Origin of the sequence: Oribacterium asaccharolyticum ACB7, from assembly GCF_000238075.1 — a bacterium.
GTDB classification, from domain to species: Bacteria; Bacillota; Clostridia; order Lachnospirales; family Lachnospiraceae; genus Oribacterium; species Oribacterium asaccharolyticum.
In genome coordinates this window covers 47,841-73,737 of record NZ_JH414507.1, presented here as the reverse complement: position 1 = coordinate 73,737, position 25,897 = coordinate 47,841, and the positions used below count along the sequence as shown (strand labels likewise).

The window sequence follows — 25,897 nt, the reverse complement described above, 5'->3', positions numbered from 1 at the left end:
AATCAGTAAACTTCCTCTAAAAATCTTTGCTTAGATATTTGAAAGGAACAGAATGTCTTTAATCGAAGAAAAATATGATGTGATTGTGGTGGGCGCAGGACATGCCGGAGTGGAAGCGGCACTTGCTTCCGCCAGAATGGGGATGGAAACGCTGATTTTTACCCTGAGTCCCGATGCCATTTCCATGATGGCCTGCAATCCGAATATCGGTGGAAGCTCGAAGGGGCATCTTGTGCGAGAATTGGATGCTCTCGGCGGGGAGATGGGAAAGGTCTGCGACCGTTCCTTTATTCAGTCCAGAATGTTGAATAAGTCGAAGGGACCTGCGGTGCATTCCCTAAGAGCGCAGGCGGATAAGCAACTTTATTCACATAATATGCGTCAGGTTTTGGAAAATCAGGAGCGTGTCCATATTCGGCAGGGAGAAGTCGTATCCATTCTGACGGATGAGGAGAAGAAAGAAGTAAGAGGGGTAGAAAGCAGCACCGGAGCCAAGTATTTGGCTAAAGCGGTTATTATCTGCACGGGTGTCTATTTAAATGCAAGATGTATCTACGGTGAAGTTTCGGAGAAAACCGGCCCGAACGGTTTAAGACGGGCGGAAAAGCTGAGCGACAGTCTTCGGGAGCTGGGCTTTCCTCTCCTTCGCTTTAAAACCGGAACGCCGGCCCGAGTGGATAAAAGAAGTCTCGACTTTTCTCAGATGGAAGTGCAAAAGGGGGATGTTCCTGTAGTGCCCTTTTCTTTCTCAACGGATCCCGCGTCGGTACAGATTGAGCAGGACGACTGCTTCTTAACGTATACGAACGAGGAAGGACATAGTCTTATTCGGGAAAATATTCATCGTGCACCGATGTATAACGGAAGCATTGAGGGAACAGGGCCGAGGTACTGTCCGTCCATAGAAGACAAGGTGATGAAGTTTCCGGAAAAGGATCGTCACCAGATTTTTGTGGAGCCGGAGGGAAGATATACGAATGAAATGTACCTTTCCGGACTTTCCTCTTCTCTTCCGGAGGATGTGCAGATTGCCCTTCTTCATACCATGCCCGGTTTCCAAAAGGCGGAAATGGTTCGCCATGCCTATGCCATAGAGTACGATTGTTTAAATTCTCTGGAATTAAAGAACAATCTGGAGACAAAGCGAATCGCCGGCCTTTTCTTTGCAGGACAAATGAACGGATCCTCCGGCTATGAGGAAGCTGCCGTACAGGGCTTTATGGCCGGAGTGAATGCCGTGAAACGACTAAGAGGAGAAGAAGCCTTTGTGCTGGACCGCTCAGAAGCCTATATCGGCGTTTTAATCGATGATCTGGTCACCAAGGAAAATAAAGAACCGTATCGTATGATGACGAGTCGTGCGGAATATCGTCTCCTGCTCAGGCAGGATAATGCGGATCTTCGCCTTCGGGAAAAAGGTTACCGTCTGGGACTCATTTCCGAAGAGGAGATTCGAAAAACCCGGGAAAAAAGAGAGAGCATTCAGAAAGAAGTGGAAAGGATGGGAAATACCTATGTCGGGGCCAACGAAAAAAACAATGCTGTATTAACGGCTCTCAACTCTTCACCCATTCAATCCGGTGTTTCTCTTCTGGAACTTTGCAAAAGGCCGGAGTGCAGTTATGAGAATTTGGCGGAGCTCGACCCGGAGCGTCCGACACTCTCTCCCTTTATTTGTGAGGAAGTGGAGATTGAAATCAAGTACGAGGGCTATATCAAGAGACAGATTCAGCAGGTGGAGGCCTTTAAGAAGCTGGAGAAAAAGAAGCTTCCGAAGGAAATGGACTATCAGAATATGCAAAACCTGCGCCTTGAGGCAAGACAGAAGCTGGATAAGATTCGCCCCGAAAACATCGGCATGGCATCCCGAATCAGCGGCGTGAGTCCTGCGGATATTTCCGTACTTTTGGTCTATCTGGAAAGGTATAAAAAAGAGTCTTAAAAAATCATAAGAACTTATAAGAAGCTATAAAATACATAAGAACTATGGATATGAAACAATCACGATACATTGGGAAAGAATTCTAGAAGATAAGAAGTTGGGGAGTATTCTATGGCAAGGGATGAGTTTTCTCGTCGCCTTTCTGCTTTATCGAAGCAGCTTGGTGTGGATTTACAGGAAGAACAGCTACAGCAATTTTACTGCTACTATACTTTGCTGGTAGAAAAAAATAAGGTAATGAATCTTACAGCCATTACGGAGGAAGAAGATGTGATTGTAAAGCATTTTATCGATTCCCTCGCAATGGTAAAGCTGAATGTTTCACGTGAAACATTTTCAAAATGGATTGAGGGAAGGCATTGCATGGACGTGGGGACAGGAGCAGGATTTCCCGGTCTTGCCATAAAAATAGCCTTTCCGAGCATTTCCATTTCCTTGAGTGATTCACTGCAAAAGAGAATTCACTTTTTGGAGGAAGTTGTGCGGGAACTGGGACTGAAAGGAGTGGATTTCCACCACGGGAGAGCGGAGGATCTGGGGAAAAAACCGGAACTTCGAGAACAGTATGATCTGGTCTTTTCCCGTGCAGTAGCAAACCTCTCCACCTTAAGTGAGTACGACCTTCCTTTTGTAAAGAAAGGCGGCTACTTTTTGGCCATGAAGTCCAAGGACATTTCGGAGGAGCTGGAGAAGGGAAAGAAGGCTATTCATCTTCTGGGAGGAAAGCTGGAAGAAGTTCTGGAATATACCCTTCCGGAAACGGATATCGGTCGTTCTCTGCTCCTTGTTCAAAAAATAGAAAATACGGCAAAAAAATATCCGAGGAAGGCCGGCGTGCCAAGCAAGGAACCTTTGGGTTAAATTTTCAAGAAAGTTGAAAGGATATTTTTCGAGACTTGCATGCCTGTTACGGATATAGTATAAATGTTTCACGTGAAACATTTTGGAAGGGGAAGGTTCGAAAGTGGCAAGAATTATTACCATTGCAAATCAAAAAGGCGGAGTTGGAAAAACGACTACCGCATTAAATTTAGCGGCTTCCCTGGGAGAAGCCAAGCAGAAGGTCCTGCTTCTCGATTTTGATCCTCAGGGCAATGCGGGAAGCGGATTGGGCGTGAGAGACGCGGAGAAAAGCATTTATGAAGTACTAAGCGGAGAACTTCCCGTAGAGGATATTTTACATACGGAAATCGTGGAAAATGTGGATTTTCTGCCGGGAAATCGAAATCTGGCCGCCATGGATGCGGAGCTTGCCAATGAGGAAAACAAAAATTATCTTTTAAAAGATATTTTGGATAAAATGGCAAAGAACTATGACTATATTTTTATTGACTGCCCTCCGAGCCTGGGAACTTTAACGATTAATGCACTTACTGCATCGGATTCGGTTCTGATCCCGATTCAGTGTGAATATTATGCTTTGGAAGGATTAAGTCAGATGCTGGAGACGATTCAAACAGTGCGGGAAGCTCTCAATGAATCTTTAAGCATAGAAGGAATTCTTTTTACCATGTACGATAGCCGAAACCTGCTTTCACAGGATGTGGTTCGTGCGGTAAAGGAGCATTTTAACGTAAAAATCTTTGACACCATTATTCCTAGAAATGTACGACTCGCCGAAGCGCCGAGCCATGGCCTGCCAATCAATCTCTATGACGGCAGTTCCACAGGAGCGGATGCATACCGTAAGCTTGCAGGGGAAATTCTGGAAAAGGAAGTATAAGGAAAGCACAAAAACAGGATAAAGAAAAATAAAGGAGAAGCTATGGCAAAGCATGGATTAGGGAGAGGTGTAGACAGCCTTTTCGCTGCAAATCCCAATAAAATAGAAAAAAAAGAGGCCGGAGAAGAGGCAAAGCTTCTAAAGCTTTCTCTTATCCAGGCGAACCCTTCTCAGCCCAGAAAGCGCTTCTCCGATGAGGAGTTGAAGGAGCTTTCCGAGAGTATTAAGCAGTTTGGGGTAATTCAACCTCTTCTTGTAAAAAAGCAGGGACCGCTTTATGAGATTATTGCCGGAGAAAGACGATTTCGCGCTGCAAAGCTTGCGGGACTTACGGAAGTTCCCGTTCTTATTCGGGATTATGATGAAAAACGCAGCAAGGAAGTTGCCATCATTGAAAATATTCAAAGAGAGGACTTAAATGCTGTGGAAGAGGCGCTGGCGTATCAGAGCCTGATAACAGAATACGATTTAAGCCAGGAAGAGCTTGCGGAGAGACTGTCCAAGAAGAGAACAACCATTACAAACAGCCTTCGTCTTTTGAAGCTGGAAGAAGAAATCCTAAACTATATCCGTGAGGGGAAACTCAAGGAAGGACACGGAAGAGCCCTTCTTGCCATACCGGAAGGAAAGAAGCGTTTGGAGCTTGCAAAAGAATGTGTGGAGAAGAATCTCTCCGTTCGGGAAGTGGAAAAGCACGGTCAAAATCAGGAAACGCAGAAAAAGAAAGACGGAAGAAAAGCGTTAAGTAAACAATTTACAAGTATTTACAAGGATTTGGAAAGCAGGATGGGAGAGAATCTTGGCACCAAGGTAAAGATTGTTCCTAAAAATGAGAGTAAGGGTAAAGTGGAAATAGAGTATTATTCCAGAGAAGACTTGGAACGCCTCTATGATTTACTGGAGGGAAAGGGTAGAGAATAAATGAGTATTATAAAAGAAATAGGGAGCCATTCTTTTTCGATTATTCTCCTGATTAGTTTGCTTCTTTCTTTGCTTTCCCTTTTTTTTGCAATAAAAGCGGAGGCAAAGTATAAAAAGCTGTATCGCCAATACGATTATTTTATGAGAGGAAAGGATGCAGAAACACTGGAGGATTATTTTGTGGAGCTGCAAAGACATGTGGAGAAGTCGGAAGATCTTCTGGAAGACCAGAGAGAGATGCTGAAAGTGCTTCATAATAACAACAGAGCAGCTTTTCAAAAAATCGGAATCATTCGCTACAATGCTTACAGCGGCTTAGGAGGAAACTTATCTTTTGCCCTTGCGATTTTAAACTATGACAACACGGGGTTTGTGCTCAATTCCGTGCATTCCAATGAAGGAGGATTTCTTTATATCAAAGAAGTGGAAAAAGGAAGTACCACTGTCGAACTCGGTGCAGAAGAAAAGCTTGCTTTGGAAGAGGCACTTGGTTATAGAAAGAAGAAAGAGTGAGGAATAGTCTTTCGTGAATACCGGATTTTACAAGAAGAAAAAGTTTTTGACAAAAAAGAAGCTTAGAATTCTGGCATTGAGCGGCATTTTTCTTGTCGCTCTCCTTTTTTATTTCATTCATGCCTATCGCTCAATGGATAAAAACAGTAGAGTGTATGCCAATATGGGAGAATCAAAACTGCCCTATGTTTATGTTCTAATGGGGGAGAAGAAGATTAATCCGATGCACGGCTATTACCAGGAGATCGAGGGATCGGCTGTGAGAAACAGTATTGCCGTTCTTCCTGCGGACAGAAAGTTGGAACTTTTGGTAGAGCCGAAGAAAAATACAATCAGCTCTGCACACTATAGCATTCGCAGCATGGACGGTACAGATTTACTGGAAAAGGATGGGGAAGCGGAACTTAGCAAAGAAGGAGAAACGCTGAAACTGATCCTTCCGATTCAAAACCTAATTGCGGAAGGAAAAGAATACCAGCTTCGCCTGAGCTTGGAAATGGGAGAAAATACCATTTATTATTACAGCCGGATTTTGCTTGGAAAAGAGAAGATGGCGGAGGAAATGCTTGCTCTTGGAGAAGATTTTACAAGAAAAAGCTTCTCCAAGTCGGAGGCACGATCCTTAAGTACATATCTGGAATCGGATGACACTATGGATGATTCGGACCTTTCCCATGTCAACTTGCATTCTTCCTTTCAGCAAATTACCTGGGGAGACAGCGGGATGATTCTGGACGGAGAACCGGAAATCAGTTTAAGGGAAATCAACGGAATTATGGGGATGGTTCAGCTTCGCTACGCCTCTTCCGCTATAGATGAGAACGGAAATACCCGTCGTTTCTTCAATGAAGACAATTTCGTGATGCGTTATGACAGCCAGAGAATTTATCTGATGGACTTTGATAGAAGAAGTACCGAGATATTTGATACACAGAAATTCCGCCTGGGAGAAAAAAATATTTTACTGGGAGTGGACAGTACGGAGGATATTCAAGCGAAGTATTCCGAAACGAAAAATTTCTATGCTTTTTCAAAGGGGAATGCTCTGTATCGTCTCGGCACGGGAAGGGATTTGACTCGTATCTTCACTTATCTCACAGAGGAAAATAACAGCTTTCGCGGAGATTTTCTGGATCACGGTATCCGGATTATGGATGTTAAAAATAATGGTGACGTGGATTTTCTGGTCTATGGCTATATCAGTAGAGGGCGGCACGAGGGCTATTTGGGTCTGGTCTTCTACACCTATGATAATTCGGAAAATACCGTGGTGGAAAATTTCTTTTTACCCTTAATGGAAAATAAGGAGGAATTGGAAGAAAGTCTCTCCGGACTCTCCTACCATGCCGGAAACAAGATGTTTTATCTTTACTACAGCGGTACGGTTTACGGAATTGATACCAACAGCTTTGAGGTTTTGAGCCTGGTTTCTTCCCTGAAAAAGGGCGAGCTGGCATCCAGTGAAAGCGGACAATTCTTAGCTTACGGAGAGAAAGACGGAGAATCGGAGCTCAGTAAAACGGTAGTTTTACGAAACTTGAAAACGGATAAAAGTCAGAATATTTTTGAAGAAAACAGACTTTTCAAGGTCCTGGGATTTATAGAGGATGACCTGGTTCTGGGCGTGACCTTACCGGAGGAAAGCTCGGAATGGAACGGGCAGGGAGAAATCCCCGTATCGGAAATTCGCATTGTTTCGGCAGATTCGGAGGTTAAGCTGTCCTATAAAAAAGAGAATTTATACTTTTCGAATTTTACGATTGCAGGAAATCAATTGCGTTTTGATGAGTACAGTCATGATGAAAACGGATACCACTATGCCGGAAAGGATAGCGTATTATCCAATAAAGAAACGGAACAGGGGCAGAATGTCAAACTCGAAAGCCGCCAGCTCGGAAATATGGGAAAGAATTATTTTCTTCCCCTACTCGGAAAAAGCTCAGAGAGCTTTACCGTGCACAGCCCGGAAAAATTTTCCATAGAGAAAGCCGGATCGATTGAACTCGCTCATGAAAAGAGTTTGGAAGAGGGTGGTATTTTTTCTTACTCTCTCGGACACTATAGAGGACGACATGAAAATATGGAGTCGGCAATTTCCGCTGTCTATGATAATTTCGGATATATTCTGGACGGAAAGCAGGAGATACTTTGGAATCGTACGGACAGACCGGGAGTCATTATCGGAAAGACCAGAGAGGATGAAGTAACGGACTTTATCGCGGAGATTCCGGATGCACGAACCATTCTGAGCAGTGATAAGGGGAAGATTCTGAATCTCTACGGCGTAAGTCTGAACGCTGCACTTTATTATACGGCAAAGGGATACCCACTCATGATTCGGATAGACGGAAATTGGGAGTTGATTACCGGCTATAACGGAAGTCAGATTACGACCTATGTCCTTGGCGGAAGCACCTCCCCGAGACTGCTTCGCAAAGAGGATGCGGCCGCTCGCTATGATACGGTGCACAATGCATTTTATGCTTTTTTACCGGGATAGGATTTCCCGGATTCCATCGCTGATTAAAGAAAAATCGGCTAGGCTGAGGGTCTCACCCCGTACATTTTCCGGATAAGAAAGGGAAGAAAGCAGATCCTGCAGTTGCTTTTTATCCAGGTGGAAGCCGGAGGCAAGCGCATTCACCAAGGTTTTTCTTCTTTGCATAAAAGAGAATTTAATGGTTTTGAATAAGAGCGCCGGATCCTGAACGGATACCGGTGCTTTTTTATGTAAACGAAGATGAATTACCGAGGAGCTTACATTTGGCCGAGGAATAAAGCAGTGTGGAGGCACTTCCTGCACAATGGAGGGCTCGCTATAGTATTGTACGGCGAGAGAAAGTGCACCATAGTCCTTTGTTCCCGGAGCCGCCTTCATCCGAAGCGCCACTTCCTTCTGCACCATCACCGTAATGGACTTAAGCGGAAGCTTTTTCTCCAAAAGGTCCATAAGGATAGGCGTTGTGATGTAGTAAGGAAGGTTGGCCACCACCTTGACGGAAGAAAACTCCTTATGCTCTTCCAGCAGGGAAAGATAATCGACTTTCAATGCATCGCCGTGAATGAGTTTGAAATTATCCTTGGCGGAAAGATTTTCTTCCAGGATGGGAATCAGCTTGTCATCGATTTCAATTGCCACAACAAATCCCGCCCTCTCGCAAAGAGCTTCCGTAAGGGTTCCGATTCCGGGACCGATTTCAATAATTAAGTCGTCTTTATTGATTTCGGAAAAACTTAAGATATGCTCCAGAACCGAAGAATCAATCAAGAAGTTTTGTCCGAATTGTTTTTTGAATTGGAAATTTGTCTTCTGTAAAACGGCAATGGTTTCCTTTGAATCCACAAGCTTTGCCATCTTCTTACCCCCTAAATTTTCTGTGTAGAATCTTGCCATATTTTCTCTTAGAAAGCAAGGAGAGGACAGAGCTTTTCAAAATATAGAGAAAATATCTCTCTTAGAATACTTTCCCTTTTTTCCCTTTCCGCTATACTAGAAACAGTGACATTTTATATTCCGAACTGTGTGTATTTCCATGCAGCTCGTTTTCTATAATATACGGAGGAATCCATGTTTTCGCTGATTTCAAATGATATAGGAATTGATTTAGGTACTTCCAGTATCTTGGTTTATATAAAAGGCAGGGGAGTTGTTTTAAAGGAGCCTGCCGTGATTGCCGTAAATAAGGACAATAATGCCGTCGTGGCCTACGGAGAGGATGCAAGGCTGATGCTCGGGCGTACTCCGGAAAATATTTCCGCAGTTCGTCCCCTTCGCCAGGGTGTGATTTCCGACTATACTTTAACGGAAGAAATGCTGAAGTATTTTATCAATAAGGCGGTAGGAAGAAGAACGCTCAGAAAACCCAGAATTTGTGTTTGCATTCCCAGCGGAGCAACTGAGGTGGAGAAGAAGGCCGTGATGGATGCGGCGAGCCATGCCGGTGCCAGGGAGGTAAGCATTATCGAAGAGCCGGTAGCAGCGGCAATCGGCGCGGGAATAGACATTTCCAAACCGCAAGGAAATATGATTATCGATATTGGAGGCGGAACCGCGGACATTGCGGTCATTGCTTTAGGCGGACCTGTGGTTTCCGAATCCATAAAGATAGCCGGCGATGATTTTGACGAGGCTATTCTTCGCTATATGAGAAAGAAGCACAATCTTTTGATTGGAGAGAGAACGGCAGAGGATATCAAGGTAAATATCGGCTGCGCCAGCAAGCGTCCGGAGAATGTGACGATGGAGGTTCGGGGAAGGAATCTTGTGACGGCACTTCCGAAGACGGTGGTGGTAAGCTCCGATGAAATTATGGATGCCTTAGTAGAACCGGCAAGCATGATTGTGAATGCGGTACATAATGTTTTGGAGAGGACACCGCCGGAACTTGCTGCGGATATTTATGAAAGAGGCATCGTCATGACCGGGGGAGGCGCACTTCTCTACGGTCTGGATAAACTTATGCAGGAAAAGACGGGGATTACCACGATGCTTGCGGAAGACCCGTTAACTGCAGTGGCTATCGGAACAGGTAAGTCCATTGATATGGCCGGAGAGGATGATGACTTTTAAAATTCCGGAGCCGGTAAAGAGCGAAGCCTTTCGCACCTGTCCACTACCGTAAGATAGACGGAATTCACGGAATATGGAAGAGTTAGAGGGAAACATCAGCCACATCGTTTTTCGAAGCGAAGAGAGTGGTTATACGGTTTTTACGATAGAAGATAAGGGAGAAGAAACTACATGTGTGGGAAGCTTCTCCCATATTGCGGTCTCGGAAAAAATCAAAATGCGAGGCAGATGGAAGGAGCATTCCGTTTACGGAAAACAATTTTCCGTAGAAGAGTATGAACTGCTCCCACCCGACAGTCTCTCCGGAATAGAACAATACCTGGCCTCCGGTGCGATAAAGGGAGTAGGAAAGGCCATTGCTAAACGAATTGTAAAAAAATTCAAAGAAGACAGTCTTCGCATTATGGAGGAAGAGCCGGAGAGACTTGCTGAAATAAACGGCATTTCGGAAAGAAAGGCAAGGGATATTGCTGCAGAGCTTGTAGGGAAAAAGGATCGACAGGATGCCATTCTTTTCTTACAGGGGCTGGGAATCGGAACACAGCTTTGCTATAAGATTTACCGGCATTTTCAGGGAGAAATCTATACGATACTCAGAGAAAATCCCTATCGTATTGCGGAAGAGCTGGAGGGAGTCGGCTTTAAACGCTGTGATCAAATAGCAAAAAAGGTAGGAATCGGAGAGAAATCTCCCTTCCGTATCCATGCGGGAATAAGTTATACCCTCCTTCAGGGAGAACTTCAGGGACACTGCTATCTGCCTGTTTCTATTTTGAAGAGAGAGGCGGAACGGATTCTCGACATGGAGATTGCCCTCTTCGAAGAGGAACTGATGGACTTACAAATAGAGGGCAGGGTTAGAATACAGGGAGAGCGGGTTTATCGTGCAGGCACTTATTTTCGAGAGCGCCGTGTAGCGGCAAAACTTCACGCCTTAGACGTCCCGGAAGAGGAAGCCTATTCGGAAAGCTGGAATCAGGCGATAGAAGGTCTGTTCCGGAAGGAAAATCCGGAATTGGATTCGTTACAGAAAGAAGCGGTATACCTTGCGGCACATTCCGGTATTTTGGTCATTACGGGAGGACCCGGAACCGGTAAAACGACAACCATCAAAACAATTTTGCGGCTCTTTACGGAAAGAGGAAAAAATATATCTTTGGCAGCGCCTACGGGAAGGGCAGCTAAGCGCATGGGAGAGGCGACAAATTATCCGGCAAAAACGCTGCACCGCCTTCTCGAATACATGGGACAAGAAGGAGAGGAGGAAGAGGAAGGCTTTCATCGCCTCTTTCAGCGAAATGAAGAAAATCCGCTGGATACGGATGTCGTCATTGTGGACGAGATGAGTATGGTGGATCTCTATCTGATGGATGCTCTCCTGAAGGCAATACAACCCGGAACCAGACTGATTCTCGTGGGGGACAGCAATCAACTTCCTTCCGTCGGTGCGGGAAATGTTTTGAGAGATATCCTTTCTTCCGGCTGCATAAAGGCCATACAATTGAAAAAAATCTTCCGTCAGGCTTTAGAGTCGGATATTGTTGTCAATGCCCATAAGATCAATGAAGGAAAGGAGCCGGATCTCTCCAAACGTTCCAAAGACTTCCTTTTTATCAGAGGGGAGCAGGCAGAGAAAATTTTTTCCGATATTGCCGTACTTATGAAGGAAAAACTGCCTAAATATCTGAACATTGATACGCTCTCCATCCAGGTCATGTCTCCGCAGAAAAAAGGGGTACTCGGAGTGGAAAGTCTGAATCGGTATTTACAGGAAAGTTTGAACCCAAAGGATAAAAACAAGGCGGAAAAGGAACTCTACGGAAGGGTATTTCGCTTAGGGGATAAGGTGATGCAGGTAAAGAATAACTATCAGCTTGCTTGGGAAATCCCCGGAAAATTCAATATCCCCATAGAAGAGGGGGAGGGAATTTTTAACGGAGATATCGGAAGAATTACGGAAATCAATCACTTTGCGGAGACGGTGACCGTGTTTTTTGATGATAAAAGAGTAGTCTACAACTTTTCCGATTGTGAGGATTTGGAACTGGCTTACGCCATAACCATTCATAAGTCTCAGGGTTCGGAATATGATGCGGTGATTCTTCCCATGTACAGAGGACCGCAAATTTTAATGACCAGAAATCTTTTGTATACGGCAGTCACAAGAGCAAAGTCCTGTGTTTGTCTTCTGGGAGATCCCAGGGTGTTCCGAGATATGATTCATAATGAGACGGAGCAGAAACGTTATTCGGGCCTTCGGGAACAGCTCATGGAGATGAAGAATTCCACACCGGACCGAATAGAAAATCCTTTTTCCAACGAGGAAGAGGCATCCTATGGATTATAAAGAGAAATGGAAGGAGGGTATCCTCGGCGCACTCTTCCCTCCGCGCTGTATTTTTTGCGATGAAATTTTAGAGGATGGGGAAGACGGCATTTGCCCTTCTTGCCGAGAGAAAGAACAATTTATGGAGGAACCCTGCTGCAAATCTTGTGGCAGAGGAATTCTGCGTGAGGAAGAAAGCCTGTGCAAGAATTGTAAACGACATCATTTTTCTTTTAGTGGGGGCATGATTCTCTACCACTTAACGGAAGAGATAGAGGATGCGATTTCGGAATTGAAGTACAAGGGTAGGCAGGACAAGGGCGAGTTTTTCGGAAGACGCGCAGGCGAATATTTTCGGGAAAAAATAGAAGCTCTGGGGATACAGGCAATTCTTCCCGTGCCGATTCATAAAGACAGAAGAAGAAAAAGAGGATATAATCAAGCCGAAATAATCGGCAAAGCTCTTGCAAAGGCTTGTGACCTTCCGCTGTATGCGGACCTTCTGAAAAGAGAGAAGAAAACAAAAGCCTTGAAAGATTTAAATCCGGTGGAACGCTTACAGAATCTTCTTTCCGCAATGGATTGTGAGGCGATTCCCGAAGAACTTAAAAAAATCGTGTTAGTAGACGATATATTTACAACAGGTGCTACAATGGAAGCCTGTACAAGGAAGCTGCTTGAGCGGGGCATAAAAGAAGTGTATATTCTGGCCATTGCGGCCAGGGCGGACCGGTAGAAAAGAAAATACAGCCGGCAAGAAACAGGTAAGATAAAGGGATTTGGAGGAGTAGTTTTGGATAAGACAAGAAGCGCAGGCATTTTGATGCCCGTATTTTCTCTGCCGGGAGAATATGGAATTGGAAGTTTTGGAAAAGATGCAGAGGAATTTATTGATATCGTAGCGGAAACCGGAAACAGAGTCTGGCAGGTCTTACCAATGGGGCCGACAAGTTATGGAGACTCTCCTTACCAGTCCTTTTCGAGCTTTGCAATCAATCCCTATTATATTGATCTGGAAGGCTTAAAGGAAGAAGGGCTCCTTACGGAAGAAGAATTAAAAGAGGAGAAGGAGGCTTTTCTGTCTTCCTCTGAAAAGATAGATTACGGTCTCCTTTATCAGAGAAGGTATCCCCTTCTTAGGAAGGCTTATGAAAGATGGAAGGCAGCAGGAGGAAATCCGGACACCCTGCTTGCGGAGCGTCGGAAAGAAAATCTGGATTATTGTCTGTTTATGGCGCTGAAAGATTCTTTTGAGGGCTCTGCATGGCCGGATTTTCCGAAAGAGTTTCGAGATAAAGAGGAATCTGCATTAAAGTCCTTCTTGGAAGAGCATAAGGATGAGGTTGCCTACTATGCCTTCATGCAGTGGAAAGCAGAGTCACAATGGAAGGCTATACAGGATTACGCTCATGAGAGGGGAGTTCTGATTTTTGGGGACTTGCCCATCTACTGCGCCATGGATAGTGCAGATGTTTGGGGCAACAGAAAGATATTTGATTTCAGCTGGGAGGGCAGAAAGTTCGAGAAAGAAGAACCGGAAGAGACCTCTGAAAATGAGCAGGAGAAGCAGGACATACAGTCCGCGGAGGAAAAAGGCTACCCCGGATTTGTTGCCGGAGTTCCGCCTGATGCTTTTTCCGCGACGGGACAGCTTTGGGGAAATCCGCTTTATGACTGGGAAGAGCAGGCAAAGGACAACTACAGTTTTTGGTGTAAGCGAATGGAATACTGTTTTTCGCTGTATGACTTAATCAGAATCGATCATTTCCGAGGCTTTGAAGCGTATTATGCAGTACCCTTTGGAGAAGAGACAGCTGTAAACGGGTCCTGGAGGAAAGGACCGGGCATCGCTTTATTCGATGCTTTACACCGCTATTTTCAAAAGGAATCGCTTCCGGTTATTGCGGAAGACCTGGGGGTAATCACGGAAGAAGTTCGGGAATTGATGCGAAAAACCGCTTATCCCGGAATGAAGGTACTGCAGTTTGCCTTTGGCGGAGATTATGAAAATGATTACCTGCCGCATATGTTTCAGGACAATAAGTCCGTAATGTATACCGGTACGCATGACAATGACACTTTGAGAAACTGGTTTGAGACCTTAGGGGAGGAAGAGCGGGGCAAAATTTATCGATACTTATCGCGCTCACAAAATGACTGGAATGCCATGACGGAGCTTCTGATAAAGGAAGCTTTGTCCGCAACCTCTTATCTCTGCATTATTCCGGCAGGAGATTATCTGGAGCTTCTTTCCGAAGGAAGGATCAATGCGCCGGGTACGGACGCGGGAAATTGGCAGTGGAGAATGAAGAAACATGCCTTTTCTCCGGAACGGAAAAAAATTATGCGGGATATGTTGGAAACCTATGGCAGACGCACGGATAAGAGATAATCGCGTTTATTTCCCTGCTCTTTTCAGCCGATATAGATGGAATGCGGATGCAATATAGGGGGAGAAAAGAGCTCCTTCTATCCGGACAATTCATGAATTTATGGTGGTTTAAGTGAAAAACAGGATTTTATTAAAAATAAATAAGGGAGTCATTCCGGTCTTCGTTGTATTTTTCGTGGCCTTTTTCTTATTGTATGCAACCTTCAGTATGAATGGGGGGGAAAATAACAGCTATACCCGCTTATCCGAAATGAAGGTGGATGTGAAACATGAAGACGGAACAGTGGATAGCTTTGACAGCAACATGTTTAATTTTCAATCCAAGAACGATAAAATCACGATGCACCTTCCTTTGGACGAAAAATTAAAAAAGGAGAATCAGTCTATTAACTTTTTCTTCTATGCCAGTGTGGTGAAGGCTTATTACAAGGACAAGCTTCTGGTATCCTATGGAGAAGATGTTAAAAGGCATATGATAGGACATCTGAAAATTCTTATTCCGGTACCGATGGAAGCCTATGGAGATGAAATTCGGGTGGAAATTCAGCCCACAATGGATTTTATGGAGGACACCTTCCATTTTCCGGTTTTAATGCCAATTCAGAATGCTTTGTTTTTCCCGGTTTTAGGGAAGGAAACGTCTTTCTCCTTTTTCTATATGGTTCTGATTGGAACGTTTTTTGCGATTGCTTTTTTGGCGTGCCAATATTTCTTACAGGACTACGCCAAAGAAGGATTTTGGATGATGATTTTAATTAACTCCATTATAGCCTGGTACATGGGAAATACAGGGATGATTTATGCCGTGAACGCCAATGAGGACTTTAATGCGATTGTGGAATACATCGGGATGTATATGCTCTTCTTCAGTGCCCCTCTTTTTGCCAGTTATGAAACTGTTCGCCCGTTTGTAAAAAAATATCTGCGCTTTATGGGAAAGCTCCTTTCCGGAGTATTTGCACTTTGTCTCATTTTATATTTACTTCCGACAGGCTATACTTTTGTAAAATATCTGCGGATTGCGCAGGGAATCCAGATTGTTATGGTATTTTCCGCTTTGCTAAGCCTTCTCTTTCCCGGAAAAAAAGCAGCGAACATGGCAGAATACATTATGCAATACGGATTGATTTTTGTGTCGCTTTTTGGAATCTTGGAACAAATCAGAATTATTTGTGCAACAAAGATTACAGAGGACTTTCCGCCTATTTTGCGGTGGTTTGCGGCAGCTCCTTTTTCCAGGTGGCTCTTATATATGCTGGTATTGACCTTCCTCTCTTCCTACGCCTTCAAGGTAAGCAATGTTGTGCAGAAAACTTTGGAAGAAAAGAATCTCAAAATACTCGCTTACACGGATAATCTCAGCGCCATGGGAAATCGACAATATCTGCAAAGAAAACTGGATATTTTGGATAAGAGTCGGAATAGAGATTATGCCGTGATTTTTATGGATATTAATGACTTAAAGTATACCAATGATCATTTTGGACATGAGGAAGGCGATCATCTGATTAGAATGGTTTCTTCTTCTATTAAGAAAGCAATGGATAATATGAGTGGCTTTTATGGAAGAAACGGTGGAGATGAGTTTCTTTCTGTGCTGATTCCGGCGAATAAGGCGACAGAGGTAGCAAAGCAGATAAACGCGAATCTGCAGAAAACAAAAGAGGAGGAAAAGCCGGTATTCCCGGTTAGCCTTTCTCTTGGTATAGCAAATTATAGGGAAGTAGAGGAAGAACGTCGCTTTTCCGGTTTGGAGATGATTAGTAGCAGTGATGTCATTCGGAAGGCGGATGCTCGTATGTATGAAGATAAGTGTGTTCATAAAAAGAAACATCCGCTTGTTTCTTAAGAATAGAGATTATATTACAAAAATATTAGGCGATATTAAGAGTGGTAAAAGCGAAAGGGGAGGTTTTAAAAAAAATCTGAAAAAGCAAGGAGTAGCAATGAGGGGGATACGTTCGCTATATAATGAAAATAAAACATTTTTCCTCTTATTTTTCTCTGTTTTGGCAGGGATACTTATCTTGCGCCTCTTTTTAAGTGTATGGGGAAAAATTCCCGCGGACGAGTACAGGATTCTCAATAAGATGTGCGTGGAGGTCCAGCATGAGGACGGCACAGTGGACCGCTTTGACAGCCACTTCTTTAACTTTTCTTCCGAAAAGGACCGGATAACGATACGGATTCCTTTGGAAAAAAGCTGGAAAAAAGAACATCAGTCCATTAACTTCTTTTTCTATAATAGTGAGATAAAGGCCTATTATAAGGATCAATTACTGGCTTCTTATGGAACAAACCTGAAACGTCATATGATTGGGCATATCAGGGTTGCTATTCCGGTGCCGGAAGAAGCCTTCGGAGAGGAAATTCGGGTGGAAATCACGCCAAAAATTCGTTTTATGGAAAACAACTTTGATGAACCCGTTTTGATGAGTGAGCGGGATGCTCTGTTTTTCTCCATTATCGGACTGGAGACTTCTTATGCAATCTTTGTGATGACATTGATTGCCACCTTTATCGCCATGGTTGCTTTTGCGGTCTTTTCTCTTAGACATCACTATGCAAGAGAAGGATTTTGGCTGACGACCATGATTTTTGCCATTACCCTCTGGCATCTCGGAAATTCGGGCATGATGTATATGCTTACGGATTGTGAAGACCTGAATGCCGTATCCGAATATATCGGGATGTACTTATTACTTTCGGCGGCTCCGCTATATGCCAGTCACGAAACGGAACGTCCTCGGGTTAGACGATTCTTGAAGATTTCGGGAGGAATTCTCTTTTCCTTTTTTGTACTGACCTTATTTCTCTATTTCCTGCCTACAGGCTATACCTATGTTTGGCATTTACGGATAGCGCAGGGAGTCCAAATCGTGATGTTGCTCTCCACGGTTCTGAGCCTCATGTTCCCCGGCAGAATGGTGAAAAATAATTCCGACCGCATCTTGGGCTTCGGACTTATTTTTGTGGCCTTACTGGGAATCATGGAACAGGTTCGCCTGATTTTGTCTGCAAGAGTAAGTGAGAGATGGCCGCGTTTTATGCAGCTCTTTGTAAAAATACACTATTCGAAGGTCATGATTTTAGTGATGATTTTCGTGTTTATCACGGCCTTTTCTTTCAAGCTTATCATGGTAATGCAGAAAGCTATGGAGGATGAGCACTTAAGAGTATTGGCTTTCACGGACAATTTGAGCGGAATGGGAAATCGTCAGTTCCTGCAGAGAAAAATAGATCTTCTGGACAGTCAACGTGCTACCGGGTATGCCGTGATTTTTATGGACATCAACGATTTAAAATATACCAATGATCATTTCGGACATGACTGTGGAGACCAACTGATTAAAATGGTTTCTAATGCCATAAAGGGTGCGGTGGATAACGCGAACGGCTTCTGCGGCAGAAGCGGTGGAGATGAATTTTTGGCTGTCATTTTTCCGGAACATCTTGTTGTCAATGTGGCAAAACAGATTCGTGAAGATCTGGAAGCGATAAAGGAGAGGGAGAAAGTACCGTTCCCGGTGAGTCTTTCCATCGGCGTAGCAGGCTACAGCGAGCTTGCTGCGGAGGAACACCTGGCGGAAAAGGAATTTATCAGCGCGGATTATGTGATTCGAAAAGCGGATAAAAGGATGTACAAGGATAAGTGCAGATATAGAGAGCAGCGAGACAAGGCGGGAATGAAAGTATAAAAGTCTCGTTTAACTCTTTTTTCGTTCTTCCTTTTTTTGCTCTTTCTTCTTCTGCTCTTTTTCTTCCTTTTGCTTAAAGGCGGAGTTTTTATCTATCCCGCCGAGGCGAATCATAAAGTCGGAGCGCTTTTCGAGCTCTTTTTTTTCGGCCTTTTTTCCGAATTCCTCCGTAAGGGTGGGGAGACCGGAAAAAAGATTTGTCCCGAGGCCAAGGCGATCTCCGGGAATTTCGACGCCGAGAGCAGCCAGCGTTGTGGGGAAGTCGTCAAAGGTACTGTATTCTCTGTGTTTTTTTTCTTTTACGGAGGTAGCGGCATTTAAATAGCAGGTGTAGACTTTTCTCTGATAAGACGAATCTACGTCATTGCAAAAATCCCGGTCCATGGTAGGATGATCGCCTGAAATCACAATGCTCGTATTTTCATAAAAATCCTGTTCCTTAATCCAGCTGACAAAGTCATTGACCTGACGGGACGTACAGTTGAAAACATTTGCATACTGGTTATCAGGATAAGTATTTTTACAGAGCCTGCAAACATAGCCGTCCGGAAAATGGGTGTCTACGGTGAGCAGGGTAAGGTTGAAGGGTCTGTCGTTCTTTGCCAGATTCAGCAATTCTTCCTTTGCATAGGTAAAAAGCTTTTCATCTTCGAAGCCCCAGTTTACCCAATAATCTCTGGGAAATTTATTTTTTCGCTTCCAATAACTGAAATCTTCCACAGCTACATTTCCGTGGTCTTTCATAAAAAGCTCTCGACCGCCAAAATAGCCTACCGAACCTAAAAGAAATTTTTGGGTATAGCCTTCTTCCTCCAGAATATCGCCCAGTGCGGTGACGGAAGGAAAGAAATGCTCCTGACTGTCCATAGAGTTCTGCTCAATGGAAATCTTTAAGGGCAGCCCGGTGCTTTGTGCAAACATGGCACCCATCGTCCAGGTGGCACCCGGCATGGCAATTCCACCATTTCGAATCTCTCCCTCTGCGGAAAAATCTTCCCCTTCCTTTCCGAGCGCACAAAGCTCCGGTAGAAGATTTTCGGGAAAAGCTCCGCCATGGGCTTTGTCCATAAAGGTGAGCTCCGTGGATTCCATATAGATATAAATCAGGTTTCTCTTTTTCTCGGGAAAATGGAGAGAAAGCCCCTTAGGATCCACATAATGGTCTTCGATAAAAGAAGAAGATTGTATCTGGGAAAGGATATAGCTTCCGAGGGAAATGCTGTCCCAGGCATTGCAAATCGTGAGGACAAAAACAAAAAAGCCGATAGAAAAGTATAGGGGGAGAAACCTGCGCTTTGAAAAAAGATAGATAAAAAGCAAGAGTAGAAAGAGGGCTACGGCGGGGAGCAGGACAGACAAAAGGAAGAGCTGAACCAAATGCGGTCCGGCTCCTCCCATCGGGGATTTGATATGGTATAAAATCTCGTCTACCGTAAGCTCATTCCAGTTTCCCAGTAAAAACTGCAAAGAAAAGTACAGCGTAAAAGAAAGCAGTGCAAATAAAAAAACAAGGCCGGTCAGGAAGATTTTCCAAGTTCCGAACTTCTTTGGCTTAGCATTGCCGCCATCCTCTTTTTTTTCTATTTCTTTTTCCGGTTCTTTTTCATCCATTGTATTTTTCCAAATCTATAGTAAAGCGTGTTCCACAAAATAAAGATTAAGGCAGAAAAATGATACAGCTTTTTCAGAAGCATGTAAAGTCGGAAAGAAGTTTAAGATTCTATAAAAAATATTGCATTTTACGTTGAGATGACCTTATTATATACGAGTTAACGTCGATGTTAGATTCGTATAATTTTGTGTAGACTTATGAGGAGAAATACCCGATGCGCGTAAAAAGGGAACAGTTGGAGTTCTTAAGAAAATTCAGATATATTCTTGAAAATGAGGAATATAAAAAGCTGAAGAACGTACCCAGACACGGTAGCACCAATACCTATGCACACAGTGTAAGAGTTGCTTTAATGGCTTACAAATTGGCAAAAAAGTGGCATATGGATGCGGATAGTGCCGGAAAAATCGGATTGCTGCATGATTTTTGTATGATTGATTATCATAAGGATGACGGCACAAGTCATGACGGAAGATGGTACTGCTTCTATCACGGAGAAGATGCCGTAGAGAATTCGGAAAAGCAGAATTTTTATCTGAATCATGTGGAGAAAAGAGCGATTCTCACCCACATGTTTCCACTGTCTACCAGATTGCCGAACAGTAGAATTGCATACCTCTTAACCCTTTCGGATAAGACGGTGGCATTGCAGGAATCCCTGCAAAATATCGTGATTGCCTTTGCCCGTTTGCGGTATCGTATCACAGTGGTGCAAAAAAGAGTTGCACATTATCTGAGAACCAAGCTCAGTTTTTCTTAAAGATAGACTCTTTCCCCAAAGATAAAAGAACCTACTCGAACAATTGTCGCACCTTCTTCTACGGCGACTTCATAATCTCCGCTCATTCCCATGGATAACTCCGTTAAGGGAAGGGCGGGGAATTTTTTTTGTAAAGAAAGCAGAGCCTCACGAAGAGCCCGGAAGACAGGGCGATTTTCTTCAGCATCCTCTGTAAAGGGAGCGACGGTCATCAGACCGCAGACCAGAACGTGAGGAAGCTTTGCAAGCTCGGTAACAACAGCTTCGAGTTCTTCCAAAGAAAAGCCGGATTTGCTTTCTTCCTTTGCAACGTTAACTTCCAAAAGAATTTTCGCGGTAGTTTCCTTTTTCGCGTATTCTTTTTCAATTTCGAGAGAAAGAGGAAGAGAATCTACGGAATGAATCAGGACAACTTTTCCGGGAAGATATTTCACTTTATTTTTTTGAAGGGTACCAATCATATGAAAGCGGGGGGGACAGTCCTTCATTAGACTGTCCTCCAGCATCATTTCATATTTCTGCCGGATTTCCTGCACTTTATTCTCTCCGAAATCGTGAATACCGTAAGAGTAGGCTTCTTGTAGTGCGGAATAAGGCTTGGTCTTGGATACGCCGAGAAGTAAAACCGTCTCCGAATCTCTACCAGCCCGGTCACAGGCAAGACGAATCTTTTCCCTTACCAGTTCAACTTCTTTCTGCATAAAGCGATCCTCTCCTTAAAAGTATCCAGCTCTAATCCTTAACAAATGGGGCAGGCGGAGCCTAAGACCTCTTGTTCATAACGAGTGGCTAAGGCGAAGCCTGAGACATCTCGTTTAAATCCAAAATGTAGTCAACAGCCTTCGGAAGTCCCTCTTCCAAAATATGGTCCGTAATGTGATTCGCAACCGCCTTTGTCTCCGGCTTGGCATTCCCCATGGCAATTCCCAGGCCAACGGAATCCAGCATTTCGACATCGTTCCAGCCGTCACCGATTGCGGCAACCTCTTCCATGGAAATTCCCAAGCGTTCTATGATTTTCTGAATTCCGTGAATCTTGGAAACGCCTTTTTTGGCGATGTCAAAGGACATTCCGTCAGACCAGCGTATCAGATGACAGTCCGGAAGAGTTTTTTCTATCTCCGGCACCTGATTTGCGCGCAAAATGGGAATCAGCATAAGCTGCTCGTTTTTTGTTGCCTCTGAAAGAGGAAGAAGAGGGGGAAGGCCGGTGTGAACATAGGCCAGCGTGCGGAGGAGATCTTCATTTACAAAGTTGGCATATAGGCGTCTCTCCTCTAAAAAGAGAACCGGAAAAGGATCTTTCTCTAAAAACTGCAGAAGCCGGTTCACCATGGAAGAAGGGATGGACTCCTTTAGAAGGACCTCCCCGTACTTGGGGTCAAAATAAGGAAGCTCCTCATCCGGAACATCCATCAGGAATTGATATTCCTTAGGCTTTTTTCCGGGATTTACGGCAAAATGCGCCTTCGCTTTATCTTCCTTTAAAATATAACTGTAGCCGCCGTCAAGAGTGACAAAGGCATCAAAATACATTCCGTCTACCAGGCCTTCATTATGAATTTCCACCCAATGTCTGCCTGTTGCAATCGCACAGTAAATCCCTGCAGCTCTTGCCTTTTCAATGGCCAGTTTGGTGGATTCCGGGACAACGCCGGTTTCAAAGGGACGGAGCGTGCCGTCAATGTCAAAAAAGATAATTTTAATCATGCTTCCTCATTTCCGTTTTCTGTCGGATGCACAGTAGAGGGGGAAACAAGACTTTCTTTTAAACTGTTTAACAAACCTGCCATATTCTGGATGTCGGAAGGAATAATAATCTTGGTAGCCTTTCCTTCCGATACCTTGGCAAAGGTTTCTAAGCTGCGGATGCGAAGTACGGCATCATCTGCACCGGCTTCCTTCAGCAGGCGGATTCCTTCCGCTTCCGCTCTTTGTACATCCAAAATAGCTTGTGCACGACCCTCTGCCTCACGGATTTCTTTTTCCTTCTGCGCTTCCGCGGCAAGAATGGTTTTCTGCTTATCGGCTTCCGCATTCAAGATAGCAGCTTGTTTATTACCCTCTGCAGTAAGGACAGCGGACTGCTTCTTTGCTTCTGCAAGCGTAATGGATTCTCTCTTTTCGCGCTCCGCCTTCATCTGCTTCTCCATGGCTTCGCGAATCGCATCGGGAGGAAGAATGTTCTTCAACTCCACACGGTTTACCTTAATTCCCCAAGGATCGGTAGCTACGTCCAAAAGCGAACGCATCTGGGTATTGATTTCGTCACGGGAAGTCAAAGTGGTATCCAAGTCCATGGAACCGATGATGTTACGAAGGGTAGTAGCGGTTAAGTTCTCGATAGCCGCAATAGGGTTCTCCACACCGTAGGCATAGAGTTTCGGATCGGTAATCACAAAGAAAACGACGGAGTCGATTCGCATGGTTACATTATCCTTTGTGATAACGGGTTGGGGCGGGAAGTCAGCTACCTGCTCTTTTAAATTGATGCGCTTGGCAATTCTGTCCATGAAGGGGATGAGAATATGTACGCCCGGTCTCCACACGGAATGAAAGCTTCCGAGACGCTCAACGACCATGGCACAGGCTTCAGGCACGATGCGAATGGTAGAAAGAAAAATAAGAAATAAAACAATCAAAAAAATAACAATAGGCATGTTCGTAATCCTTTCTGTGTGCTTCGGTAAAAATCAATGGAATCATTTGCCCCTTAAGAGGGGAAAGAAGATCTTTTTACTTTTTTCGTGGTACATTGTTCTGCCCGGGCTTTGAGAAAGCGGCATGGAAAGCATCCGTTCCGCCGGAAAAGCCGGAAACCCTTGCCTTTTGAGACAGGCTGTTTGTCGTAGGCTTAGCGGAGTAGGACGAGGGTTTGGGCATGGCATTGACCTTCCCGGAAATGAGCGGAGATTTTTTATCCGCAGTCCTGTTCAGGTAGGTTACCTTTCGCCCGTTTCCGTGAAACTCACAAAAGTCATCCGGTAACGAATGAGAGCGATTGATATACACATGATCATCCAGTACCCAGGGCTCTTTTACGAATTTCCGGCATAGAGGGCAGAACCGATTGATCAATGTAGAATCACATATGGGACAAATGAGCATAAAACCTCCTCTCTTTAAAAAATAAATATAAAAGATGAATTCAAAATTCAATATTTTTTATCATAACATGATTTCAAGCAGAATAAAATAAACAGTAATACCTCGTTTTTTAAAATCTTATGAAAATCGGAAGGAAAAGCTTAAGGGCAGAAGGCCTGTCGTTTCTTGAAAGACGCATGGCAATCTGCTACTATGAAAAGATAAAAAATGAAGAGAATAAACGAAAAACATAGGGGTAGAGTAGCGGAGTTTATCCATACAAGCAAAGCTTGAAAAAAGGGAAAAACGGAAAGGACAGCTGTGGAAAAAAGAGAATGGTACAGGAAGGCCAGCAACGGACTCGGAAGAATTTATGCACAGGTTTGGCAGGAGGAAAAGATAAAAGAGAAAAAAGGGATTGTTTGCATCATACACGGGATGCAAGGGCATTCCACGAGCTATACATATCTTTTCAAAGCACTGGCTAAGGCCGGCTACATTGCCTGCGCGCAGGATTTGCAGGGGCACGGAAAAAGTGCGGAAATTCCCGGATACTTCGGAGAAAGTGACGGCTTCAGCTCAATTTTACATGACTTACACAGAATGTTGATTCAAATCAAAAGATGGTTTCCGGGACTTCCGGTTTTTCTTTTAGGACATTCCATGGGTTCCTTTATCGCAAGAGATTATGCGGCGCAGTATAGCGGAGAGGTCTCCGGCCTCATTCTTTCGGGAACGGCGGGACCGAATTTTTCTTTACGGGGCACTTTAGGGTATTTAAATGTGCAAATGCTCCTCAGAGGAGGGCAGGCTGACGGCAATCCGGAGGGGCGTTTGCTTGCCAAGTATTTCTGTCGCGGAATTCAGAAGCCGGAGACTTTGCTGGACTGGATTTGCACGGACCGCGAAGTGATTCGGAAAAAGGTGGAAGACCCTTTGACCGTCGGTTTTACTTTGGGAGCATACAGGGACTTGGTAGAAGAACTGATTAAGGTGAATCGGAATACGGAAATTCTGAAATTAAAAGAGCTTCCCGTACTTCTGGTCTCGGGTGGAGCGGACCCGGTCGGGGAATATGGAAAGGGTCCTGCCACGATTTACGGTATTTTAAGAGCGGCAGGAAATCAAAAGGCGGAACTGAGGATTTATCCGGGGCTTCGTCATGAAGTTTTGAATGAGGCGGTTCGAGAGGAATTGATAGAGCGCATTTTGCAGTTTTTGAAAAAGAACGGGAGATAGGAGATGGAGAAAAAAATACTCTATATAAATAAAAAAGATGCCGATAAAGTAAGAGGCGTGCACGGTATTGCGCTTCTTCGTAAAGTGAAGATTTTAAAGATTACGGAAGAGGAAAGAGACACGCTTCCGGAGGAAGCGGAGCTGCTCAAATTTATCGGGTTCAGCAGTCAGGAAGTAGGGAACTTTCTGCAGGATATGAAGAAACTCGGGATTCGAGTGAACTTAAAGTGCATGGAAACGGAAAACAATAAGAACTGGAGCCTTCTCGAGCTTTATAGGGAATTAGAGGAAGAACATGCCTATATGACGCAGCAGAGAAAGCCTGAAGAGGGGAAAACGGAATAGAGAGGTGGAACAATGACGGAAATACAGCAGAAAAACCGGAATAGCAGAAAAAAGCCCCAAAGCTTTTTGGGGGAGCTTTTTGAGTGGATCAAAATCTTTCTGGTTGCGGGAATTGCCGCATTTTTACTGAATAACTTTGTAATCGCAAACTCAACCATCCCGACAGGATCCATGGAGAATACGATTATGGCGGGAAGTCGGGTTTTCGGTTCCCGTCTGGTGTATCGCTTCGGAGAGGTAAAGCGAGACGATATTGCCATTTTCCTCTACGGATATAAATGCAGAAATGACGGGACAACTTACAGGGAAAGCGATCAGGGAGTCTGCCCGACCTGCGGCAGAGAAGACAAGCGAAACCAGCCCATTTACTATGTTAAAAGAGTCATCGGCATGCCGGGAGATCATATTGAAATCAAGAAGACCGGAGAAGTGGAAGCAAGCTATATCACGAAATTGAATGTGCGTTCCGCAAGCGGTAAAATTCCGGTAGGAACCGTCTATGTTAACGGGGAAGCCATTCAGGAAAATTACCTCCCGGAACCTATGATTGTTGACGGAAATCAATTTCCGGAAGTGGATGTGACCGTTCCGGAAGACTGCTATTTTATGATGGGAGACAACAGAAACAACTCCGCGGATGCACGTTTCTGGGGAGAAAACCAATTTGTAAAAAGGGAAAAAATGCTGGCGAAGGTCTATATCTGTTACTGGCCTTTAAATCGTATGGGATTGGTAAAATAAGCTTGCAGAAAAAAGAAGTCTATTTTTC

General features: G+C 44.3%; 22 protein-coding genes. 16 read left to right on the top strand and 6 right to left on the bottom strand.

Going from position 1 to position 25,897, the window contains the following annotated elements:
- Window positions 1-52: 52 nt before the first annotated feature.
- The 6 genes from mnmG (at window position 53) to HMPREF9624_RS11195 (ending at window position 7,599) form a co-directional block, all read left to right on the top strand.
- Window positions 53-1,942, top strand: coding sequence for a tRNA uridine-5-carboxymethylaminomethyl(34) synthesis enzyme MnmG (mnmG, locus tag HMPREF9624_RS11220; protein WP_009537848.1), 1,890 nt, complete (start codon window positions 53-55; stop codon window positions 1,940-1,942).
- A gap of 111 nt (window positions 1,943-2,053) precedes the next feature.
- A complete protein-coding gene (gene rsmG / locus HMPREF9624_RS11215) occupies window positions 2,054-2,803 on the top strand; it encodes a 16S rRNA (guanine(527)-N(7))-methyltransferase RsmG (RefSeq protein ID WP_009537847.1) in 750 nt (249 codons plus the stop codon).
- A gap of 103 nt (window positions 2,804-2,906) precedes the next feature.
- On the top strand, window positions 2,907-3,665 hold the full coding sequence (locus HMPREF9624_RS11210) for a ParA family protein (RefSeq protein WP_009537846.1): 759 nt from the start codon (window positions 2,907-2,909) through the stop codon (window positions 3,663-3,665).
- Between the two features lie 42 nt (window positions 3,666-3,707).
- Window positions 3,708-4,586: a ParB/RepB/Spo0J family partition protein gene (locus HMPREF9624_RS11205; RefSeq protein WP_009537845.1), complete on the top strand. Its 879-nt coding sequence runs from the start codon at window positions 3,708-3,710 to the stop codon at window positions 4,584-4,586.
- The gene (locus tag HMPREF9624_RS11200; protein WP_009428343.1) at window positions 4,587-5,099 is read left to right on the top strand and encodes a DUF4446 family protein; all 513 of its coding nucleotides are present in this window, start codon (window positions 4,587-4,589) and stop codon (window positions 5,097-5,099) included.
- A gap of 13 nt (window positions 5,100-5,112) precedes the next feature.
- A complete protein-coding gene (locus tag HMPREF9624_RS11195) occupies window positions 5,113-7,599 on the top strand; it encodes a hypothetical protein (RefSeq protein WP_009537844.1) in 2,487 nt (828 codons plus the stop codon).
- Here the strand turns inward: HMPREF9624_RS11195 and rsmA are convergent.
- Window positions 7,588-8,454, bottom strand: a complete 867-nt coding sequence (gene rsmA / locus HMPREF9624_RS11190; RefSeq protein WP_009537843.1) for a 16S rRNA (adenine(1518)-N(6)/adenine(1519)-N(6))-dimethyltransferase RsmA — start codon at window positions 8,452-8,454, stop codon at window positions 7,588-7,590. The two genes, HMPREF9624_RS11195 and rsmA, sit on opposite strands and share 12 nt — an antisense overlap.
- A gap of 213 nt (window positions 8,455-8,667) precedes the next feature.
- Here rsmA and mreB point away from each other — a divergent pair, with 213 nt between their 5' ends.
- From mreB to HMPREF9624_RS11160, 6 genes are all read left to right on the top strand, one after another.
- Window positions 8,668-9,669, top strand: a complete 1,002-nt coding sequence (gene mreB, locus HMPREF9624_RS11185) for a rod shape-determining protein (protein WP_009428771.1) — start codon at window positions 8,668-8,670, stop codon at window positions 9,667-9,669.
- A 73-nt stretch (window positions 9,670-9,742) separates the two neighbouring features.
- The gene (recD2, locus tag HMPREF9624_RS11180; protein WP_009537842.1) at window positions 9,743-12,016 is read left to right on the top strand and encodes an SF1B family DNA helicase RecD2; all 2,274 of its coding nucleotides are present in this window, start codon (window positions 9,743-9,745) and stop codon (window positions 12,014-12,016) included.
- Entirely contained in the window at window positions 12,006-12,731 is a 726-nt protein-coding gene (locus tag HMPREF9624_RS11175) for a ComF family protein (RefSeq protein WP_009537841.1), read from the top strand. Before recD2 ends, HMPREF9624_RS11175 begins: the two co-directional genes overlap by 11 nt.
- Window positions 12,732-12,788: 57 nt before the next feature.
- Window positions 12,789-14,387 carry a 4-alpha-glucanotransferase gene (locus HMPREF9624_RS11170; protein WP_009537840.1) on the top strand — a complete coding sequence of 533 codons (1,599 nt, stop codon included), beginning with the start codon at window positions 12,789-12,791 and terminating at the stop codon, window positions 14,385-14,387.
- Between the two features lie 112 nt (window positions 14,388-14,499).
- Window positions 14,500-16,236: a GGDEF domain-containing protein gene (locus HMPREF9624_RS11165; protein WP_009537839.1), complete on the top strand. Its 1,737-nt coding sequence runs from the start codon at window positions 14,500-14,502 to the stop codon at window positions 16,234-16,236.
- 97 nt (window positions 16,237-16,333) lie between these two features.
- On the top strand, window positions 16,334-18,085 hold the full coding sequence (locus tag HMPREF9624_RS11160; protein WP_009537838.1) for a GGDEF domain-containing protein: 1,752 nt from the start codon (window positions 16,334-16,336) through the stop codon (window positions 18,083-18,085).
- A gap of 9 nt (window positions 18,086-18,094) precedes the next feature.
- On the opposite strand, the gene HMPREF9624_RS11155 is transcribed toward HMPREF9624_RS11160, so the two are convergent.
- Window positions 18,095-19,696, bottom strand: coding sequence for a sulfatase-like hydrolase/transferase (locus HMPREF9624_RS11155; protein WP_009537837.1), 1,602 nt, complete (start codon window positions 19,694-19,696; stop codon window positions 18,095-18,097).
- A gap of 215 nt (window positions 19,697-19,911) precedes the next feature.
- On the opposite strand from HMPREF9624_RS11155, the gene HMPREF9624_RS11150 reads away from it, so the two are divergent.
- Window positions 19,912-20,457: an HD domain-containing protein gene (locus tag HMPREF9624_RS11150; RefSeq protein ID WP_009537836.1), complete on the top strand. Its 546-nt coding sequence runs from the start codon at window positions 19,912-19,914 to the stop codon at window positions 20,455-20,457.
- Here the strand turns inward: HMPREF9624_RS11150 and HMPREF9624_RS11145 are convergent.
- The 4 genes from HMPREF9624_RS11145 to HMPREF9624_RS11130 all read right to left on the bottom strand — a co-directional run bounded on the left by HMPREF9624_RS11145 (window position 20,454) and on the right by HMPREF9624_RS11130 (window position 23,565).
- Window positions 20,454-21,158, bottom strand: coding sequence for a YggS family pyridoxal phosphate-dependent enzyme (locus HMPREF9624_RS11145; protein ID WP_009537835.1), 705 nt, complete (start codon window positions 21,156-21,158; stop codon window positions 20,454-20,456). The genes HMPREF9624_RS11150 and HMPREF9624_RS11145 overlap by 4 nt on opposite strands.
- Before the next feature lie 88 nt (window positions 21,159-21,246).
- Window positions 21,247-22,167, bottom strand: a complete 921-nt coding sequence (locus HMPREF9624_RS11140) for an HAD hydrolase family protein (protein WP_009537834.1) — start codon at window positions 22,165-22,167, stop codon at window positions 21,247-21,249.
- A complete protein-coding gene (locus HMPREF9624_RS11135; protein ID WP_009427659.1) occupies window positions 22,164-23,117 on the bottom strand; it encodes an SPFH domain-containing protein in 954 nt (317 codons plus the stop codon). The genes HMPREF9624_RS11140 and HMPREF9624_RS11135 overlap by 4 nt, the downstream gene beginning before the upstream one ends.
- Before the next feature lie 76 nt (window positions 23,118-23,193).
- Window positions 23,194-23,565: a hypothetical protein gene (locus HMPREF9624_RS11130; RefSeq protein ID WP_009537833.1), complete on the bottom strand. Its 372-nt coding sequence runs from the start codon at window positions 23,563-23,565 to the stop codon at window positions 23,194-23,196.
- A 300-nt stretch (window positions 23,566-23,865) separates the two neighbouring features.
- On the opposite strand from HMPREF9624_RS11130, the gene HMPREF9624_RS11125 reads away from it, so the two are divergent.
- From HMPREF9624_RS11125 to lepB, 3 genes are read left to right on the top strand one after another with little or no spacing between them, the layout of a single operon-like run.
- Window positions 23,866-24,783, top strand: coding sequence for an alpha/beta fold hydrolase (locus HMPREF9624_RS11125; RefSeq protein WP_009537832.1), 918 nt, complete (start codon window positions 23,866-23,868; stop codon window positions 24,781-24,783).
- A 3-nt stretch (window positions 24,784-24,786) separates the two neighbouring features.
- Window positions 24,787-25,128 (top strand): DUF3783 domain-containing protein, encoded by a 342-nt coding sequence (locus tag HMPREF9624_RS11120; protein ID WP_009429241.1) that lies wholly within the window; start codon window positions 24,787-24,789, stop codon window positions 25,126-25,128.
- 12 nt (window positions 25,129-25,140) lie between these two features.
- Window positions 25,141-25,869, top strand: coding sequence for a signal peptidase I (gene lepB / locus HMPREF9624_RS11115; RefSeq protein WP_009428708.1), 729 nt, complete (start codon window positions 25,141-25,143; stop codon window positions 25,867-25,869).
- Window positions 25,870-25,897 lie beyond the last annotated feature (28 nt).

Excerpts from the sequence above, each read along its gene's own strand:
- recD2 (WP_009537842.1), top strand. The coding sequence starts at position 9,743 with ATGGAAGAGTTAGAGGGAAACATCAGCCACATCGTTTTTCGAAGCGAA.
- HMPREF9624_RS11175 (WP_009537841.1), top strand. The coding sequence starts at position 12,006 with ATGGATTATAAAGAGAAATGGAAGGAGGGTATCCTCGGCGCACTCTTC.
- rsmG (WP_009537847.1), top strand. The coding sequence starts at position 2,054 with ATGGCAAGGGATGAGTTTTCTCGTCGCCTTTCTGCTTTATCGAAGCAG.
- lepB (WP_009428708.1), top strand. The coding sequence starts at position 25,141 with ATGACGGAAATACAGCAGAAAAACCGGAATAGCAGAAAAAAGCCCCAA.
- HMPREF9624_RS11150 (WP_009537836.1), top strand. The coding sequence starts at position 19,912 with ATGCGCGTAAAAAGGGAACAGTTGGAGTTCTTAAGAAAATTCAGATAT.
- HMPREF9624_RS11135 (WP_009427659.1), bottom strand. The coding sequence starts at position 23,117 with ATGCCTATTGTTATTTTTTTGATTGTTTTATTTCTTATTTTTCTTTCT.
- HMPREF9624_RS11140 (WP_009537834.1), bottom strand. The coding sequence starts at position 22,167 with ATGATTAAAATTATCTTTTTTGACATTGACGGCACGCTCCGTCCCTTT.
- HMPREF9624_RS11155 (WP_009537837.1), bottom strand. The coding sequence starts at position 19,696 with ATGGATGAAAAAGAACCGGAAAAAGAAATAGAAAAAAAAGAGGATGGC.
- HMPREF9624_RS11160 (WP_009537838.1), top strand. The coding sequence starts at position 16,334 with ATGAGGGGGATACGTTCGCTATATAATGAAAATAAAACATTTTTCCTC.
- HMPREF9624_RS11130 (WP_009537833.1), bottom strand. The coding sequence starts at position 23,565 with ATGCTCATTTGTCCCATATGTGATTCTACATTGATCAATCGGTTCTGC.
- mnmG (WP_009537848.1), top strand. The coding sequence starts at position 53 with ATGTCTTTAATCGAAGAAAAATATGATGTGATTGTGGTGGGCGCAGGA.
- mreB (WP_009428771.1), top strand. The coding sequence starts at position 8,668 with ATGTTTTCGCTGATTTCAAATGATATAGGAATTGATTTAGGTACTTCC.
- HMPREF9624_RS11205 (WP_009537845.1), top strand. The coding sequence starts at position 3,708 with ATGGCAAAGCATGGATTAGGGAGAGGTGTAGACAGCCTTTTCGCTGCA.
- rsmA (WP_009537843.1), bottom strand. The coding sequence starts at position 8,454 with ATGGCAAAGCTTGTGGATTCAAAGGAAACCATTGCCGTTTTACAGAAG.
- HMPREF9624_RS11120 (WP_009429241.1), top strand. The coding sequence starts at position 24,787 with ATGGAGAAAAAAATACTCTATATAAATAAAAAAGATGCCGATAAAGTA.
- HMPREF9624_RS11200 (WP_009428343.1), top strand. The coding sequence starts at position 4,587 with ATGAGTATTATAAAAGAAATAGGGAGCCATTCTTTTTCGATTATTCTC.
- HMPREF9624_RS11145 (WP_009537835.1), bottom strand. The coding sequence starts at position 21,158 with ATGCAGAAAGAAGTTGAACTGGTAAGGGAAAAGATTCGTCTTGCCTGT.